The 14,436-nt window shown below is 59.6% G+C and carries 18 protein-coding genes and 1 tRNA gene; 9 read left to right on the top strand and 10 right to left on the bottom strand.

Annotation, left to right across the window (positions count from 1 at the left end; genetic code table 11):
• The first annotated feature begins 99 nt into the window (after positions 1 to 99).
• From AACL53_RS18640 to AACL53_RS18630, 3 genes are all read left to right on the top strand, one after another.
• Positions 100 to 687 carry a TetR/AcrR family transcriptional regulator gene (locus AACL53_RS18640; protein ID WP_339086047.1) on the top strand — a complete coding sequence of 196 codons (588 nt, stop codon included), beginning with the start codon at positions 100 to 102 and terminating at the stop codon, positions 685 to 687.
• 357 nt (positions 688 to 1,044) lie between these two features.
• Positions 1,045 to 1,356, top strand: a complete 312-nt coding sequence (locus tag AACL53_RS18635; RefSeq protein WP_339086046.1) for a DUF302 domain-containing protein — start codon at positions 1,045 to 1,047, stop codon at positions 1,354 to 1,356.
• Between the two features lie 56 nt (positions 1,357 to 1,412).
• A complete protein-coding gene (locus tag AACL53_RS18630; RefSeq protein WP_339086045.1) occupies positions 1,413 to 1,940 on the top strand; it encodes a Dps family protein in 528 nt (175 codons plus the stop codon).
• Positions 1,941 to 2,041: 101 nt separating this feature from the next.
• Here the strand turns inward: AACL53_RS18630 and AACL53_RS18625 are convergent, their stop codons facing one another.
• The 4 genes from AACL53_RS18625 to wrbA all read right to left on the bottom strand — a co-directional run bounded on the left by AACL53_RS18625 (position 2,042) and on the right by wrbA (position 4,954).
• On the bottom strand, positions 2,042 to 2,644 hold the full coding sequence (locus AACL53_RS18625; RefSeq protein WP_339086044.1) for a flavin reductase family protein: 603 nt from the start codon (positions 2,642 to 2,644) through the stop codon (positions 2,042 to 2,044).
• A gap of 4 nt (positions 2,645 to 2,648) precedes the next feature.
• Positions 2,649 to 3,293 (bottom strand): alpha/beta hydrolase, encoded by a 645-nt coding sequence (locus AACL53_RS18620; RefSeq protein ID WP_339086043.1) that lies wholly within the window; start codon positions 3,291 to 3,293, stop codon positions 2,649 to 2,651.
• On the bottom strand, positions 3,290 to 4,225 hold the full coding sequence (locus AACL53_RS18615; RefSeq protein WP_339086042.1) for a ring-cleaving dioxygenase: 936 nt from the start codon (positions 4,223 to 4,225) through the stop codon (positions 3,290 to 3,292). Before AACL53_RS18615 ends, AACL53_RS18620 begins: the two co-directional genes overlap by 4 nt.
• Before the next feature lie 129 nt (positions 4,226 to 4,354).
• Entirely contained in the window at positions 4,355 to 4,954 is a 600-nt protein-coding gene (gene wrbA, locus AACL53_RS18610; protein WP_339086041.1) for an NAD(P)H:quinone oxidoreductase, read from the bottom strand.
• A 128-nt stretch (positions 4,955 to 5,082) separates the two neighbouring features.
• Here wrbA and AACL53_RS18605 point away from each other — a divergent pair, with 128 nt between their 5' ends.
• Positions 5,083 to 6,000, top strand: a complete 918-nt coding sequence (locus AACL53_RS18605) for a LysR family transcriptional regulator (protein ID WP_339086040.1) — start codon at positions 5,083 to 5,085, stop codon at positions 5,998 to 6,000.
• Positions 6,001 to 6,010: 10 nt separating this feature from the next.
• Here AACL53_RS18605 and cobF read toward each other — a convergent pair whose 3' ends face one another.
• Positions 6,011 to 6,775, bottom strand: coding sequence for a precorrin-6A synthase (deacetylating) (cobF, locus tag AACL53_RS18600; RefSeq protein ID WP_339086039.1), 765 nt, complete (start codon positions 6,773 to 6,775; stop codon positions 6,011 to 6,013).
• Positions 6,776 to 6,914: 139 nt separating this feature from the next.
• On the opposite strand from cobF, the gene AACL53_RS18595 reads away from it, so the two are divergent.
• The 5 genes from AACL53_RS18595 (at position 6,915) to AACL53_RS18575 (ending at position 10,439) form a co-directional block, all read left to right on the top strand.
• Positions 6,915 to 8,324, top strand: coding sequence for a DUF6513 domain-containing protein (locus AACL53_RS18595; RefSeq protein ID WP_339086038.1), 1,410 nt, complete (start codon positions 6,915 to 6,917; stop codon positions 8,322 to 8,324).
• Positions 8,325 to 8,548: 224 nt separating this feature from the next.
• Positions 8,549 to 8,899 (top strand): hypothetical protein, encoded by a 351-nt coding sequence (locus tag AACL53_RS18590; RefSeq protein WP_339086037.1) that lies wholly within the window; start codon positions 8,549 to 8,551, stop codon positions 8,897 to 8,899.
• A 220-nt stretch (positions 8,900 to 9,119) separates the two neighbouring features.
• A tRNA-Met gene (locus tag AACL53_RS18585) sits at positions 9,120 to 9,196 on the top strand.
• Positions 9,197 to 9,371: 175 nt separating this feature from the next.
• The gene (locus AACL53_RS18580; protein ID WP_339086036.1) at positions 9,372 to 9,725 is read left to right on the top strand and encodes a hypothetical protein; all 354 of its coding nucleotides are present in this window, start codon (positions 9,372 to 9,374) and stop codon (positions 9,723 to 9,725) included.
• A gap of 183 nt (positions 9,726 to 9,908) precedes the next feature.
• On the top strand, positions 9,909 to 10,439 hold the full coding sequence (locus AACL53_RS18575; RefSeq protein WP_339086035.1) for a hypothetical protein: 531 nt from the start codon (positions 9,909 to 9,911) through the stop codon (positions 10,437 to 10,439).
• A 483-nt stretch (positions 10,440 to 10,922) separates the two neighbouring features.
• Here the strand turns inward: AACL53_RS18575 and AACL53_RS18570 are convergent, their stop codons facing one another.
• From AACL53_RS18570 to AACL53_RS18550, 5 genes are read right to left on the bottom strand one after another with little or no spacing between them, the layout of a single operon-like run.
• Positions 10,923 to 11,789 (bottom strand): HNH endonuclease signature motif containing protein, encoded by an 867-nt coding sequence (locus AACL53_RS18570; protein WP_339086034.1) that lies wholly within the window; start codon positions 11,787 to 11,789, stop codon positions 10,923 to 10,925.
• On the bottom strand, positions 11,786 to 12,025 hold the full coding sequence (locus AACL53_RS18565) for a hypothetical protein (RefSeq protein ID WP_339086033.1): 240 nt from the start codon (positions 12,023 to 12,025) through the stop codon (positions 11,786 to 11,788). The genes AACL53_RS18570 and AACL53_RS18565 overlap by 4 nt, the downstream gene beginning before the upstream one ends.
• On the bottom strand, positions 12,022 to 12,339 hold the full coding sequence (locus tag AACL53_RS18560) for a hypothetical protein (RefSeq protein ID WP_339086032.1): 318 nt from the start codon (positions 12,337 to 12,339) through the stop codon (positions 12,022 to 12,024). Before AACL53_RS18560 ends, AACL53_RS18565 begins: the two co-directional genes overlap by 4 nt.
• Before the next feature lie 4 nt (positions 12,340 to 12,343).
• Positions 12,344 to 12,619 (bottom strand): hypothetical protein, encoded by a 276-nt coding sequence (locus tag AACL53_RS18555; RefSeq protein WP_339086031.1) that lies wholly within the window; start codon positions 12,617 to 12,619, stop codon positions 12,344 to 12,346.
• Entirely contained in the window at positions 12,616 to 14,436 is a 1,821-nt protein-coding gene (locus AACL53_RS18550) for a ParB/RepB/Spo0J family partition protein (RefSeq protein WP_339086030.1), read from the bottom strand. Before AACL53_RS18550 ends, AACL53_RS18555 begins: the two co-directional genes overlap by 4 nt.

Here is a 14,436-nt window from a genome sequence, read left to right as displayed (position 1 = left end):
TGACTTGTGCTAATCAAAGCGTGGGTGGAACCACGACAATAATGAAAATGAGCCCGAATAGCCGCCAAGTCGGATGCGCGGGGCCGAAGGAGGAAAATTATGCCGCGGGTATCGCGCAAGCAGGCGGATCAGCACCGGAAAGACGTTCTCGACGCTGCGTCCCGCCTTTTTCTCGAGCACGGCATCGACGGCGTCAGCGTTCCCGACGTTATGGCTGAAGCCGGCCTCACCCACGGTGGCTTTTACGGACATTTCAGTTCGAAGGAGGCGCTCGCAGCGGAAGCATGTGCGAAGGCCTTCGAAGATCGGCGTAGCACTTACGAAGGGTTCATCGAGCGAAACGGCTCGGACCGGAAGGCCGCACGGGTCGAGTTCATCAAGCGGTATACGTCGAAAAATCACCGCGACTCAGTTGGTCTTGGCTGTCCCGCAGCGGCGATGTGCGGCGACCTCGCGCGTGAAAATCCGAGGGGATCAGTACGCGCCGCGTTTGCGACGGCAATGGTCACGTTGGTCGATAGGCTTGCTCCGGTATTGTCAGGAAAAAAGAAAGCCGCGACACGCGAAGAAACTCTGGCGCAGTTCTCGATGCTCGTCGGCGGACTGGTGCTCGCGCGGTCGACCAAAGGTCACCCCATCTCGGATGAGATTTTGCAGTCCGTCCGATCCGCGCTCATCCACGAATAGCCTTCGCTGAGAGGTAGGCGGCCCGCCGTATTTGCCGATTTATTGCGCCGGCCGAGACATAGGCCGCAGGATCCCATTTACTTTCAGGCGAGAAGCCGGTTTTATTCTGCAAATGGACGTGAGCAGATGATTTCCCGCGTTGGCTCCCGCCGTCAAAAATTTTATCTAATTTTGCGATAGCTAGAACCGCTTTGGGTGCTTGGAACGGATCGTTTGGAAGCCTGCTATACTAGCATGTGTCCAACCAAAGGTTGCGAACTCATGGTCAATGGAGTGGCTAAGCATCGAAGCCATCACCCGGCGAAGGAGACCGCTGACAGGCTAGCAGCCTCGGTATCCCAACACGGGCAAACTCTCTTGGCCCGAATCGATCATTCCGCTGCAGCGAAAAAAGCCGGACTCGAGCTTCGTCCGACTGAAGTGCTGTTTTTTGGCAACCCAAACGTGGGTACGCTGCTTATGCAGCAGTCGCAGGAAATTGGATTGGAGCTCCCGCTAAGGGTTCTCGTTTGGGAGGACGAGCAAGGCGTCGCGTGGGTGGCACATCTAGATTTGGACTGGCTGGTAAGCCAGTACGGAATAGCCTCGGCTGTTCAGCCGACTTTAGACAAAATGTCCGCCATGCTGAAGGCCGTGCTCGAAGAGGCGACAGGGGAACAATGTCTGTAGCAAACGCACTCTGCAAGGAACACTAGCGAAGCAACAAAGGTAAGGAACTGCCAGTCATGAAAGCGGAATCCGCGAAGGCCCGACGCAAGCTTCCACTCGACACGCCCTCTCACTTTGCCGACAACGCCATCAAAGATCTTTCTGGCGCACTGACGGCGCTTCTCGCAGATTTTTTTGCTGTATATATCAAGACCAAGAATTTCCATTGGCACATGTCCGGCCCGCATTTCCGCGATTATCACTTGCTGCTGGATGAGCAGGGCGAACAGATTTTTGCGGCTACCGATGATATTGCCGAGCGCGTTCGCAAGATCGGCGGTACAACCCTCCGCTCCATTGGCCAGATCAATAGCCAGAAGCGCATCCTCGATAATGATGCCGCCTTCGTTACCCCTAATGACATGCTGTCCGAGTTGAGGGACGACAATCTCCAACTCGTCGACGAAATGCGGCAGGTTCACGATCTATGCGACGAGCATGGCGATGTGGCCACTGCAAGCCTTCTCGAAAACTGGATCGACGAAGCGGAGCGGCGCGTGTGGTTCCTATTCGAGGCGACGCGAGATATTTCGCATAAAGCCTGAGGTCTTCACCCGAAGAAGCTCAGCTCACGAAAAAAATTCTCATGCTCACACTAGTGGCGCCGGGATTCCGCTTCGGCGCCACATTCGACTCTTGCCGACGATCAAGGCCGGTCGATCTGAAATATCCCATCTGCCGATGTATACCAGCCCCGGCCGTGCATGCGGCCGATGAGATCCATCGCGATGGTATCGACATAAAACTTCTCGGGGTCGAGAATGAAAATGTCGTCGACGTGCGCCTGCACGACTTGGCCGAGCGCAATCAGCTGATTTGGAAACTCGATCGGCGTATGCAGTCGGCATTCGAACGCGACCGGGCTTATGGCGATACGTTCGGGTTTGACCTTGAGCGATGGCCGCGTTTCGAGATTGGCAATCTCGAGTTCGTCGACACCCGGCGGCACGACGCTGGACGTCAGATTCATCGAGTGCGAAGCACTGCGCGGCACTAAATTGACGACGAACTCGTGCGTATCGAGAATATTCCGCGCCGTATCTTTCAAGCTGCCGTCGCCGCCCGGTGAGATGCCGAGCACGAGCAGCGGCGGATCTTTGCTGAGTGCAGTAAAAAAGCTGAACGGCGCCGCGTTACGGACGCCGTCCTTGGATGTGGTGGTGACCCAGGCGATGGGCCGCGGTACGATCGTGCTCGTTAGAATCTTGTAACGATCGTCCGCGGTCATTTTCTCGAAGTCGAATTCCATTCCATTACCTGTTTTCCGGCGATCCGATGCCTTGCAAGATCTTTTTTACGTGGTCGACTTCGTCCTGGACGATGGTGTGGCCCATTCCACGATAGATTTTCTCGGTAACATCGCCGCCGAGCTTTGTCAGCACCGCCGCGGATTCATGCACCCGCGCTAGCGGAATGTGAGAATCGACATCGCTGCAACCAAGAAACACGGGCGTGCCTGCAAGCGTGCCCGCATCGTTTCTCTTCATGCCCTCGGGCCCGATGAGCCCACCGCTCAATGCGACGATCCCGCCAAAGCGACGAGCGTTGCGAGCCGCGAATTCGAGCGCGAGGCAAGCACCTTGAGAAAATCCCAAGAGAACGATGCGCTCGGAAGGCATGCCTTCCCGCTGAAGATCCTCGACAACGCCGCCGAGCGTTTCGAGGGCGCGGCTGAGGTACGGCTCGTTTTGCGAAATGGGGCTCATGAACGAATACGGATACCAGCTTCCGCCCTCCGCTTGCGGCGCAACGTAGGCGACGTCGCGCGCATCGAAGGCATTCGCGAGTTCCAGGATTCCTTCCGCACTCGCACCGCGTCCATGAACCATGATCATCGCCGCGCGGGCGGCACCGATGGGTGCACCCGCGCGGATGAGGTCTGTCGTAAGCGTCGTCATGCTGCTTGCTCCAAAGGCTCCAAGACGGCTTCGATTTCTTTGCGGCGGCTTTCGAGAAATCGCGGCAGCTTCAAGGATTGGCCGAGAGAAGCCAGAGGCTCATCAACTGCGAATCCAGGTTCGTCCGTCGCGATCTCGAAGAGCACGCCGCCCGGTTCGCGGAAATAGATTGACCGGAAGTAGTCCCGATCTCTCTGCTCCGTCGGACGGATGCCGTGGTTTTCGACGAGCTTCTTCCGCATCTCGGCCTGCACTTCATCGTTCGCCGCGCGGAACGCGACGTGATGGACCGAGCCGCGCCCCATCTGCCCAGGGAGGAATCCCTTGGCTTCACGGATCTCAACGATGCCGCCGGCCACCGTGCCGTTCGCGACGAACCGTTTGAAGGGTCCCTCACTCTCGGTTTCGGTAAATCCGAAAACATCCGTCAAGATGGCTCCCGTCCGTGTCGCGTCCTCGAGAAGAAGACTGACACCGTGGAAACCGCGCAGTGCGTGCTCCGCCGGGACGTCGCCGCCCTGCCAGGCCGCTTCCGCTTCGGCGCCGGGCACGCCGACGAGACTGAGGCTCATGCCGTCAGGATCGCTGAATGCCAGGACCGAGCGCCCGAAGCGCTTCTCGATCGCCTCATGCGGCACACCCTTCTCGATGAAGCGATGCGCCCAGTAGCCGATCGCGCTTTCCGGCACGCGGAACATCGTCTGCTGCGCAGTCCCGACGCCGTTGCGGCCACGCGGAGCATGATCCCATGGGAAGAAGGTCAGGATCGTACCCGGATTGCCAGTCTCATCTCCGAAATAGAAATGGTAGGTGCCCGGATCGTCGAAGTTGACCGTCTTCTTGACCAGCCTCAGGCCAAGAACCTTGGTGTAGAAGTCCAGATTGCGGGACGGGTTGCCAGCAATCGCAGTCACGTGATGAATTCCAGACATGACTTCTCCTTTCTCGTTTGCACGAGATTTGCTGTGTTGCTTTCCAATGTGGTTAGCCGATCCGGCGCTTCAATCGTCGCCGGCGGAACTAGACCGTCGCCAATTCGGCGACGATCCGTGTGCGTGTTGTTAGCCCTTCAGGCGTCCCGCGATCTGCGCGACGTGACGGCCCTGGAATCGGGCGCCTGCCAATTCGTTTTCCGAAGGCTGTCTCGAGCCATCGCCGCCTGCAATCGTCGACGCGCCATAAGGCGAACCGCCGGTGATTTCCGTCACGCCCATCTGACCCGCGAACGAGTAAGGCAGCCCGACGATCACCATGCCCTGGTGCAGAAGCACGGTATGCGTCGAGAGAATTGTGCTCTCCTGGCCGCCGTGCTGAGTGGCCGTCGACGTAAAGACGCTCCCGACTTTGCCGATCAGCTTGCCGGCCAACCAAAGGCCGCCTGTCTGATCGAGAAAGTTCTTCATCTGCGCCGGCATGTTCCCGAACCGCGTCGGCACACCGATGATGATGGCGTCGTAATCCGCCAGCTCGTCGACCGTCGCGATTGGCGCCGCCTGATCGAGCTTGAAATGGCTGGCCTTCGCGACCGCCTCCGGCACGAGTTCCGGCACGCGCTTGATCGTCACCTCAGCGCCGCCTTCCCGGGCCCCCTCTGCCACGGCCCCAGCCATCGTTTCGATGTGGCCGTAGCTCGAATAGTAGAGAACGAGAACCTTCGTCATTGTGTGCCTCCGAGACCCTATGAATCTGCTGGGCGACGCGTAGCCGCCCGACACACGCACCATATGTCTGTTGACTGGACTGGCTCAATCCGTCAAAAATCAACCACACTGTTTCCAAATTGGATGCAATGGACAAACTTGAGGCCATGAACGCGCTGGTGAAGGTGATCGCGAGCGGCAGCTACGCGGAAGCCGCGCGCCGCCTTGGTCTCACGAGGTCCGCCGTCAGCAAGGCAGTCATGGAGCTCGAGGAAACCCTCGGTGCGCGCCTGCTGGATCGCACGACGCGTCGCGTAACGCCGACGGAGGCCGGCCTCGCCTATTACGAGCGGTGCCTCGCAATCCTCGCCCAGGTCGAGGAGACGGAAGCGCAAATATCCCGCCTTCACGATGAGCCGAAAGGCACGCTGAAGGTCAACGCGCCCATGTCGTTCGGCACGCTCTATCTGGGTGACGCCGTTGCCGACTTCATGATCCGCTACGGCGATCTCAAGGTCGAACTGATATTGACCGACAGGTTCATCGACCCGCTTGAAGAAGGCGCCGACGTGACGGTCCGGATCGGCACTCCGGCCGACTCGAGCCTCATCGCGCGCCGCATCACGCCGGCACGCGTGGTCCTTGTCGCGTCGCCCGGTTACATCGACAAACACGGCGCGCCGCTGACGCCCGCCGACTTGGTCAATCACCGCTGCCTGAGTTACGGCCATACAACTTCACTGCAGCGCTGGCATCTGACCGAAAACGGCGAGCCGATTTCCGTTTCGATCGGGTCGTGCATGGCGTCGAACAACGGCGACGCGTTGCGCGACGCGGCCGTAAAGGGCATCGGCATTGCGATGCTTCCGACGTTTATCGTGGGAAAAGATATCGCGGCCGGCAGATTGAAAATCGTCCTGCCGCACAATTGTCCTGCCGATCTCACGATCCACGCGCTTTACGCGCCCAATCGATACCTCGCCGCGAAAACCCGCGTATTTATTGATTTTCTCGTCGATCGCTTCGGGAAAAGGCCCCCGTGGGACGACTGGGGCAGCAACGGCTAGGGCTCGGGGCCTATGCCCGCGGTTTTCGCCGCAGCAGATAGGTGTCCATGATCCAGCCCTTGCGCTTCCTTTCTTCCGCGCGCGCCTCTTCGATCGCTTCGACGCATTCCTTGAGTTTTCCGGAAATCAGCATTTGATCGGGCGTCCCGAGATAGGCGCCCCAGAAAATATCGACGTCTTCATCGATGAGCGCTCGGAGACCCGATCCATTGTCGAGCATGACGACGGCGGTGTCGACGCCGTCCGGCAAGCCTTCGTTGAGCCGTCTGCCCGTCGTGATGTGAACCGGCTCGCCGATCGGGTTCAATGCAATCTTGTGCTCCGCCGCAAGCGCCTGGACGCTGGTGATCCCGGGAATGATCTTGTATTCAAACGCGAGCGTTCCTTCAGCGATGATGTGCTCAATCACCCGCACGGTGCTGTCGTAGAGGGAAGGGTCGCCCCAAACGAGGAACGCGCCCACCTCGCCATCCGCAAGCTCGTTGGCGATGAGATCGGAGAAGATTTTCGCCTTGTCACGGTGCCACGCGTGGACGCCCGCTTTGTAGTCCCGCGCCTCCGCGTCCCTAACGGGACCCGGAACCTCGACAATGCGGTACGTCTTGTCCTCTATGAACCGCTCGCAAATGGTTCTTCGAAGATTGATCAGGTTTTCCTTCTCCTGCCCCTTGTCGAGAAAGAAGAAAACGTCGGCCTCGTTCAGCGCCTTGACGGCCTGCATCGTCACGTAATCCGGATTTCCGGCGCCGATACCTATGAGAAGAACCGTCTTCATGCCAACGCATCTCCATATTGAGTGACGACGAAAACCGTAAATCCTGAGATTTGTCGACGGGAAGCGCCGAGGTGATTGCGCCGCGCCCCGTTCGGTGCCACTTCACGCAAGACGCATTCGTAAAGGAAAATGCCCGCCTATGGCCAAGCGCATTGTATTGATAACCGGATCACTGGCCGAGCCCCGGGTAAAGCGTATCGCCGCCGAACTCAATGACGCTGATCTGGAACCGATCGTCGCCAGCGTCGGCGTCAAGGTGGCTGCGTTGATGACGACGGAGATCGTCGAGCGGCGGCTGAAGCTCCCCGAAAATGCCGACAGGGTTATTCTTCCGGGCCGCTTTCGTGGCGATATCGACCGGCTTTCCGATCACTTCGGCACGCGTTTCGAGCGCGGCCCCGAAGAGATCGCAGATTTGCCGGCTTACCTCGGGCAGACCGCTCGAAAGGTCGATCTCTCGGAATACGACGTCACGATCTTCGGCGAAATTGTCGACGCGACGCTAATGACGCCGGAACAGATTGTCGAACGTTCGCGCAAGATGCGGGCCGATGGCGCAGATGTGATCGATCTCGGCTGTCTGCCGGATAGCCCATTTCCGCATCTCGAAGCGTCGATTGCGGCGCTGCACGCCGACGGCGCCAAGGTGAGCGTCGATTCCTTCAATTCCGAGGAGTTGTCCAGAGCAACGCGCGCAGGCGCCGACTATCTTTTCAGCCTCAACGAAAAGACCATATCGATTGTCGACGAAGGCCCAGCGGCCCCAATCCTCATCTCGGCCGGCGCGGCGGACATGGACTCGCTCGATCGTGTGATTGATATCATGATCGCCAAGGGCCGACCGTTCTACGCCGATCCCATTCTTGATCCGATCCATTACGGCTTCACGGCCTCTGTCGCGCGTTACTATGATCTGCGCAAACGCCGTCCCGATATTCCGATCCTCATGGGCATCGGCAACGTCACCGAACTGACGGACGCCGATACGACGGGCATCAACGCGCTGCTGATGGGCATGTGCTCGGAGCTTCACATCACGGCGGTTCTCGCCGTGCAGGTCAGTCCGCATTGCCGAACGGCGATCAAGGAATTCGATCGGGCACGACGCGAATTCTATGCGGCGCGCAAGGCGGAAGCGCTTCCGCAGGGATTTGGAGAAGGGCTCATGGCCCTCAGGGACCGCAAGGGATTTGCATCGACGCCTTCGGAAATAACGGCGCTCGCGGCCGAGATTCGCGATCAGAATTATCGCATCGAGGTCGCCGAAGATGGCGTCCACATTTACAACCGTAACGGTCATCACGTTTCGGAAGATCCATTTCAACTTTACCCGCATCTCGATACGCGCGCAGATCCCGGCCACGCGTTTTATCTCGGCGTCGAGACCGCCCGCGCCGAGATCGCCTACCGGCTGGGGAAACGCTACGCGCAGGACGAGCCTCTTCAATTCGGCGTTGTTGCCGAAACGAAAGGCGCCGCTGACGATGCGCACTTGCTGAAGTTCAAGGAGGCGGGAACCACCCTGCCGAAGTCGTCAAAGGCCGACTGAAGAACCGCGCTGAGCGGAAGAATCAGAACAATGGGTCGAGGCGAATCGGCGAATTGGATGGATCCAGAATCCGGGAATTCCAATTGGCGAAATAAATCGGAAAAGGCGATTTTTGAAGAAATAAGACCGAATGGGTCGAATTGGAAAACATATTAACTTTTTGTTTACCGAAGCATTGCGGACTCTCCATATAACCAGAATCATTAAACATCGGACCGAATGCAATGGCGTTTCCCAGATTTGTGGCGATAGCCGTCATATGTACCGCAGCAACTTTGGCCGACGCCCGAAGCAGCTACGCTCAGGGCCTCAGCGATGCCTCGTTGGTGATCGGCACGAATTGGTCGGGCGGGTACATGGCGCTCGGCGGTCATCTGGGCAAGGCCATCGCCAAGCACGCCCGTACCCGTGCCAAGCCGACCGTGTCGCACCAGCGACCGCGCGCTCGTAAGCCTCAGAAGGTCGTTGCAGTCGCCTACCGTCGCGACGTAACGGCCTCATACCTGGTTGCGGAGTCTCTGGATCGGACGGGGTTGAACGTCGCAGGCCTTAGCTTTCGTTCCCAAACGCCTTAGCTGCACGCGACTCTTGTGCTCGATGCCGCTGTCAGCAGCTTGATCGATCACTTGTTTAGCCTGGATTCTCGGCGCGACAGCGGGTGCGTCGACGAAATCTGAAGATAAGGGTTTCCAGACGATTTTTTTGTGCTATACGGCGGGCAGAGGCCGCTCCGAAACGAGCGGCCTTGTTTATCCTAAGGACGCGCAAGCCATACCGGGCCGCGCGTTTTGGTGACGCGGGGTGGAGCAGCCCGGTAGCTCGTCAGGCTCATAACCTGAAGGTCGTTGGTTCAAATCCAGCCCCCGCAACCATCGTTTTCACTACACGGTTCGCGCTCGGTTCCATAAATAGCGCCGTCAAGCTGCCGACGAGGTCGATTTCGACCGGCGTCCCTTTGGGCGTCGGGTTAATTTCGATCCGATCGATAAGCTCGCGAACGAAGCCAACGGCCTGCACCGTGTTCGGTCGGCCGCCCCCTAGGACCTCTTGAAGCTTGCGCACCGTCTCGGCGAAGACCGCGCCCGCTTTCGGATGCACGGCGACGACGTCGGCTTTGCCGGGCTTCGCCTGCTCAAGCTTACGGCGCTCGGCCTCGAGCTCGTTGAGCCTAGCGGCCAGGGCGCGCGGGTCGCCGCCGGCTTCGATCGCAGCGATGACGCCTTGGATTTTCCGCTCGACGGCCGCCAGGTCGCGCTCGACGTCGCGGCGGTTGCGCGACATTTCTTTCGCCAGGCGCTCGCGCTCTCTGCGGTACGTCTCTACCGCGAGTTCGACGAGATCGGGTTTCAGCAAATATTTTTGCAGCGCCTCGAGCACTCGCGCCGAAATTTCGGCCGTTGAAATGTTCCGATGATTGTCGCAAGTCCCGCTGTTGCGCAGCGACGAGCAGCCTAGATAGTGGTTCACGTTCGCGCCGTGCTGAATGCGTTGCACGGTCATTGACCCGCCGCACCGACCGCAGAACACCAAGCCGGAAAAAAGGTGTTTAGGCCGCCGGCTAAACTCAGGGCGCGCGCCGCCAGATTGAAGGCGCATCGACTTGACCGTTTCGAACAATTCCGCTGGCACGATGTGAAGCTCGGGAACCTCTTGCTCGAGCCACTGGTCGCGCGGGTTTTCGCGCGCCTGGCGCTTGCCCGTTTCCGGGTCCTTTACGAAGCTCTGGCGATTGAAGACAATACGACCGGCGTAAAGGCCGTTATTCAGGATTCCGTTTTGCCGCTTGCGGCTCCCGACCAGTGTCGACGCGTTCCATGGCCCCCCTCGGGGGGACGGGATGCGCTCGCCGTTCAGGGCCTTGACGATTTGGATTGGCGATCGACCGCCGGCGTATTCCTCAAAAATCCGACGCACGATCGCGGCCTCGGCCTCGTTTATTTTGCGTTGGCCGCGCTCGTCGATCGACGGCACGACGTCATAGCCGTAGCACTTGCCGCCCGGTATGCGGCCCTCTTTGACCCGTCCAACCTGGCCGCGCTTCGTCTTGAGCGCCAGGTCGTCGAGAAACATGCTCGCAATCATGCCTTTGAGGCCGACGTGCATTTTCCCGACTAGGCCGTCGGCGAGCGTCACGATTTTGACGCCGGCGAAGTTCAGTCGCTTGTGAATGCCGGCGATGTCCTCGAGGTCGCGAGAAAGGCGGTCGAGAGATTCTGTTAGTACCGCTTCAAACTTACCGGCGCCGGCGGCGCTCATGAGATTGGAAAGGCCCGGCCGGTTATGCGTCGACGATCCCGAGATTGCGGCGTCTTGATACTCGGCGACGATCGTCCACCCTTGGCGCTGGGCATGATCCCGCGCGGCGTTTATTTGGTCCGCGATCGACCGCGGGTCTTGGAGGTCGGAACTATATCGGCTGTAGACGGCGACGCGCACTCGATTTCCCCTCTTAAGGCGGCCGCATGATGCTCGGCTGCCATGTCGCGCGCAAGCGCCATAACCAGATCGGCGATTACTTCGTCGACCGGCCGGGACGGTTTTGGTGGCGCTTTCGGCTTTTTCCACAGCCCGTCGCCAATTGTCATCTGGCGACTTCGTTCATGCGGCATCGCCAGCCCCGCGGTTGCGCTCCGAACGCCGCTTCTTCGCATTCCGCGCCGCCTGTTTCAGCTTTGCGAGCGTCATGAGGGCCGGTTTCACTTCAGGGGACGCCTGATCGTAGTCCATGCCGTGACGGCCGTTCAGGTGCGGTAGAACTCCGCGCGGGATTGCTTCCCAATTCGATGGGTCGCAATTCGTCTTGTCGCCGTCGAGGCATTTCAGAACGTGCCCATCGGGTATGGCCCCGTTGGCCTTTTCCCAGAGATACCGATGCTTGTGCACGGGCCGCGTGTTTGCACCGGTCCAAGGGTTTTTGTCCGCGACAATCATGATGATGTAGCCATCTTTGCTATCGAGGCGTTCGTGGCCGGCGCCGCGGGAGTTGTGCGGCATATGCCCTTTTCGAAACTGCGTCCGCCGTGCGTTGGGGTGGCGGCCGCCCTTGCCGGGCGGGCATGTCTTTCCTTTGTTCGGCGGTTCCTGCCCCTTGACGAACTGGCCGGTGCGGCCCGTCTTCCAGCCTTTTCGCTTGCGGAGTGCATTGAGGCCATTCGCCGAGATGTCGTGGCGGCCGAAGCGTCTGCAGAATTCTTTGTAATAGTCGCCGATCACCATCATGCGGTTCTCGCGCAACCACGCTATCTCGGCGTCGTTGAAGCTCCGGTGTCGGCCGATGTAGCGGCCGCCGGCGCGCCCGACCTTCCAGCCCTTGCGCTTCCGCAATTGATTAAGGTGAGAGAGAGTTACGTCAGCGCGATCAAAGGCGGCGACAAATGCTCGATGGTAATCGCTGATGACCAACTTGTAGTTGGCCTCCAGCCATTCCATTTCCTCGACGCTATACGGAACGCGGCGCCTTCTCATTCGGATTTGTCCTCGATCATCGGAAGATACCTACCGACGTGAGCACCGTGCTCGGCAACCAGCCTCGCGCCCTTCAACGCCAGATCAGCGTTTGCGATGATCTCCTTGCTGATGATTACGATCGCTTCCGTTCTCTTGACCTCTTTCTCGATCTGGTCTGCCGTCAGCTCCTCATCGCCCAATCGTTCGAGTTGCGCGAACAGATGGTTGTTGAGGTCGATGAGTTTGTTCTTCATTGTTCCCCCGCGAGATCGTCGAGCACATTGTCGACCATGCCTTCCTCGAGCACGGTCTCGAGGATTTGACGCATGAGCTCGTGAACCGAAATATTGCGCACCTTGGCGTGCGGTGCCGCGGCGTCCATCATGTCCCGTGAAAGGACGATCTGGCGCCCGCGGCCTTTGCGCGTGTAGGCCTCGAGGCGATAGTAATTTCGCAGCGATATTCCGATCGCCGCTGCGATTTCCTTCGGCGGCATATTCGCGGCCTTCATGGCCTCGATCGCCGCCGACTTGCTTGGAAAGCCAAGAGTTGGAACCGGCGCCGCCATGCCCTCAGTCCCTCCGGTGTGTTAGGAGCAAGGGCGGTTGGCAGGCGATCGCACGCCGAGCCGCGGCTCGCTTCGGCGCCGGGGTGCTTGCAGGTTTGTTTTCCGGCGCATCTTGATCGCGGCGGATTTCGGCAAGGTCCTGAAGCAGCGAGGCGAAGCGAAACGGGTGGCTGACCTCGATCTCAATTTTCACGACCGAGACGGCGCCGGACTTCGCCGCGCCTGAAAAGTTTTTCAGGCGGGCGCCGTTATCGTCCCAATAAAGCGAACGGTACGTCATGGCCGCGCTTGCTCCGCTGCGATCGCGATCTTGACGACGCCGAGTGCGTAGGCGGGATGCCGAAGCTCGGGGGGCAGCCATCCGCAGGCCTGCGCACGCTCCGCAGCGGCCGCGGCGAGGTCGGCTTGCTTCATCCCGGCGAGCACATCTTCCGGTGCTAGGCCATCGCCGAAACCGGCTTCGCGGATCTCATCGATCGCAGCGATCGCTGCGGACTTCTTCGCGCGCTTGAAGTAATCGGCGGCGTTGAAATGTTCGCGTGCGGCCGCTGTGAAGGTCGCGCCGTCGAGCGCGGCCACGAGCTCATCGATACCGCTATCGCGGCCCTTGTAGCGCCAGGTTTCGAAGGTTAGGTCGAGCGTTGTGCCGATCGCTTCGCAGAAGCGCACGTGAAGTTCAGGCGAGCGCGTGTCTGCCGGTAAGCTCGCAAAGACCTCGGCAAAGTTTTTCGTCCCGTGCACGCGTACCGAGTTGTGACCGTTGTTGGTAATCGCGGCGGGTGCGCTATGGCGGCAGGTTAGAGCGGCAACGACAAGGCGAAGCGCCGTGGTCAGGTCAATCGCTTGAGCAGCTGCGGCAGTGCGCGCGATCGAGACCGATTGCGCGAGCACCATCGAAACCGAGAACGGATTGCCTTCAGATGCTTCGCCATCTGCCTCGGCGTCGATGTCATCATCCTCAGATTCGTCGTCACCTTCGAAATCGCCGTCGTCTTCTTCATCTGGCTCGGTCGAAACCACAGTGCCCTCGGGCTTGATTAGCCCGGCGAAAACATTGAGTTCGCCGTCACGACCCACGCCGATGATGCAACCGGACTTGGCGCGTTCGTCGGCGGACCATTCGTCTGGGTTGAAGGCTTCGACCCCCGGGTCATATGAGTCCTCGTTCTCGTCGTCGTCCTTGACGTTTGCCCAGTTCCCCCAGCCGTTCGAACCCCATCTTTGCGGCATGTCATCTTCGAGCTCGGCCCAAGCCCAGCCGTCGGCAAAAAACTCGGCGCATTTGGCTTTCAGCTTGTCCGCCGCGAGCTTGTTCACGAGCGGAACGTCGTCGACGTACTCGTCATCATCGAACAGCGACTCCGTCAGCTTGCCGCCGGCGGACACGTAGGCGTCCTTGCCGACGAAGGCCAGGTCTTCGCATTGCTTGACGGGGACGCGCCGCTGGTCCAGCGCGCCGCGCACCTGATACACACCGAACCGCCCGCCATTCTGCTTGCGTAGCTGCTCGTAAAGCGATGCTTGAACGTCGAGATCGGCATGCAGAGTAAAAGCTTTGGCAATTTCGGAATCGATCTTGCCTTTGCGGTACGCCTCACGGATTGCGGGCGCCAACCGACCGAGCGCGAGGTGTTGCCTCACAGTTTTCTCGGCAATGCCGAACCGGGCCGCGATTTCGGATTCGGAATTACCCTGATCGACGAGCCGAGCAAAAACCTCGTGCTGGTCGACAGGGTGCATCGGGAGGCGCACCGTGTTCGCCATGAGTGATGTCTCGAGCGATTCCGAGTCCGTCTCATCGCGCACGATCACGGGCACCGGGTCGGACTTTTTCATTTTGCCGTCTTTGACGAGCTTCGCGAGCGCCATGTGGCGCCGGCGTCCGTCCTTAATCTCGAGCTTGCCATTATCGCCCGGGCGAACGGCGAGTGGTTGAATGAGGCCGTCGGCCGGATTCGAACTCCCGGCCTTCACCATTTGCGCCAGGATCGACGCGCACATCTCGTCGATGCCTTCCTTCGATTTGCCGCGCGCATTGATTTCGTCGGGCGCCGCCAACTTCGAAAACGGCACCATCTGCAAAACTGTTTCGTTCAT

The organism is Hyphomicrobium sp. ghe19, from assembly GCF_902712875.1.
Taxonomy (GTDB): Bacteria; Pseudomonadota; Alphaproteobacteria; order Rhizobiales; family Hyphomicrobiaceae; genus Hyphomicrobium_B.
The sequence above is the reverse complement of the archived record's forward strand: the minus strand, read 5'-3'. Positions and strand labels throughout refer to the sequence as shown.

Bases quoted from the DNA above. Each gene is read 5' to 3' on its own strand.
- AACL53_RS18570 (WP_339086034.1), bottom strand. From the start codon at position 11,789: ATGAGAAGGCGCCGCGTTCCGTATAGCGTCGAGGAAATGGAATGGCTG.
- wrbA (WP_339086041.1), bottom strand. From the start codon at position 4,954: ATGACGAAGGTTCTCGTTCTCTACTATTCGAGCTACGGCCACATCGAA.
- AACL53_RS18590 (WP_339086037.1), top strand. From the start codon at position 8,549: ATGGCGTTTCCCAGATTTGTGGCGATAGCCGTCATATGTACCGCAGCA.
- AACL53_RS18640 (WP_339086047.1), top strand. From the start codon at position 100: ATGCCGCGGGTATCGCGCAAGCAGGCGGATCAGCACCGGAAAGACGTT.
- AACL53_RS18630 (WP_339086045.1), top strand. From the start codon at position 1,413: ATGAAAGCGGAATCCGCGAAGGCCCGACGCAAGCTTCCACTCGACACG.
- AACL53_RS18560 (WP_339086032.1), bottom strand. From the start codon at position 12,339: ATGGCGGCGCCGGTTCCAACTCTTGGCTTTCCAAGCAAGTCGGCGGCG.
- AACL53_RS18550 (WP_339086030.1), bottom strand. From the start codon at position 14,436: ATGAACGAAACAGTTTTGCAGATGGTGCCGTTTTCGAAGTTGGCGGCG.
- AACL53_RS18625 (WP_339086044.1), bottom strand. From the start codon at position 2,644: ATGGAATTCGACTTCGAGAAAATGACCGCGGACGATCGTTACAAGATT.
- AACL53_RS18565 (WP_339086033.1), bottom strand. From the start codon at position 12,025: ATGAAGAACAAACTCATCGACCTCAACAACCATCTGTTCGCGCAACTC.
- AACL53_RS18555 (WP_339086031.1), bottom strand. From the start codon at position 12,619: ATGACGTACCGTTCGCTTTATTGGGACGATAACGGCGCCCGCCTGAAA.
- AACL53_RS18595 (WP_339086038.1), top strand. From the start codon at position 6,915: ATGGCCAAGCGCATTGTATTGATAACCGGATCACTGGCCGAGCCCCGG.
- AACL53_RS18615 (WP_339086042.1), bottom strand. From the start codon at position 4,225: ATGTCTGGAATTCATCACGTGACTGCGATTGCTGGCAACCCGTCCCGC.
- cobF (WP_339086039.1), bottom strand. From the start codon at position 6,775: ATGAAGACGGTTCTTCTCATAGGTATCGGCGCCGGAAATCCGGATTAC.
- AACL53_RS18605 (WP_339086040.1), top strand. From the start codon at position 5,083: ATGGACAAACTTGAGGCCATGAACGCGCTGGTGAAGGTGATCGCGAGC.
- AACL53_RS18620 (WP_339086043.1), bottom strand. From the start codon at position 3,293: ATGACGACGCTTACGACAGACCTCATCCGCGCGGGTGCACCCATCGGT.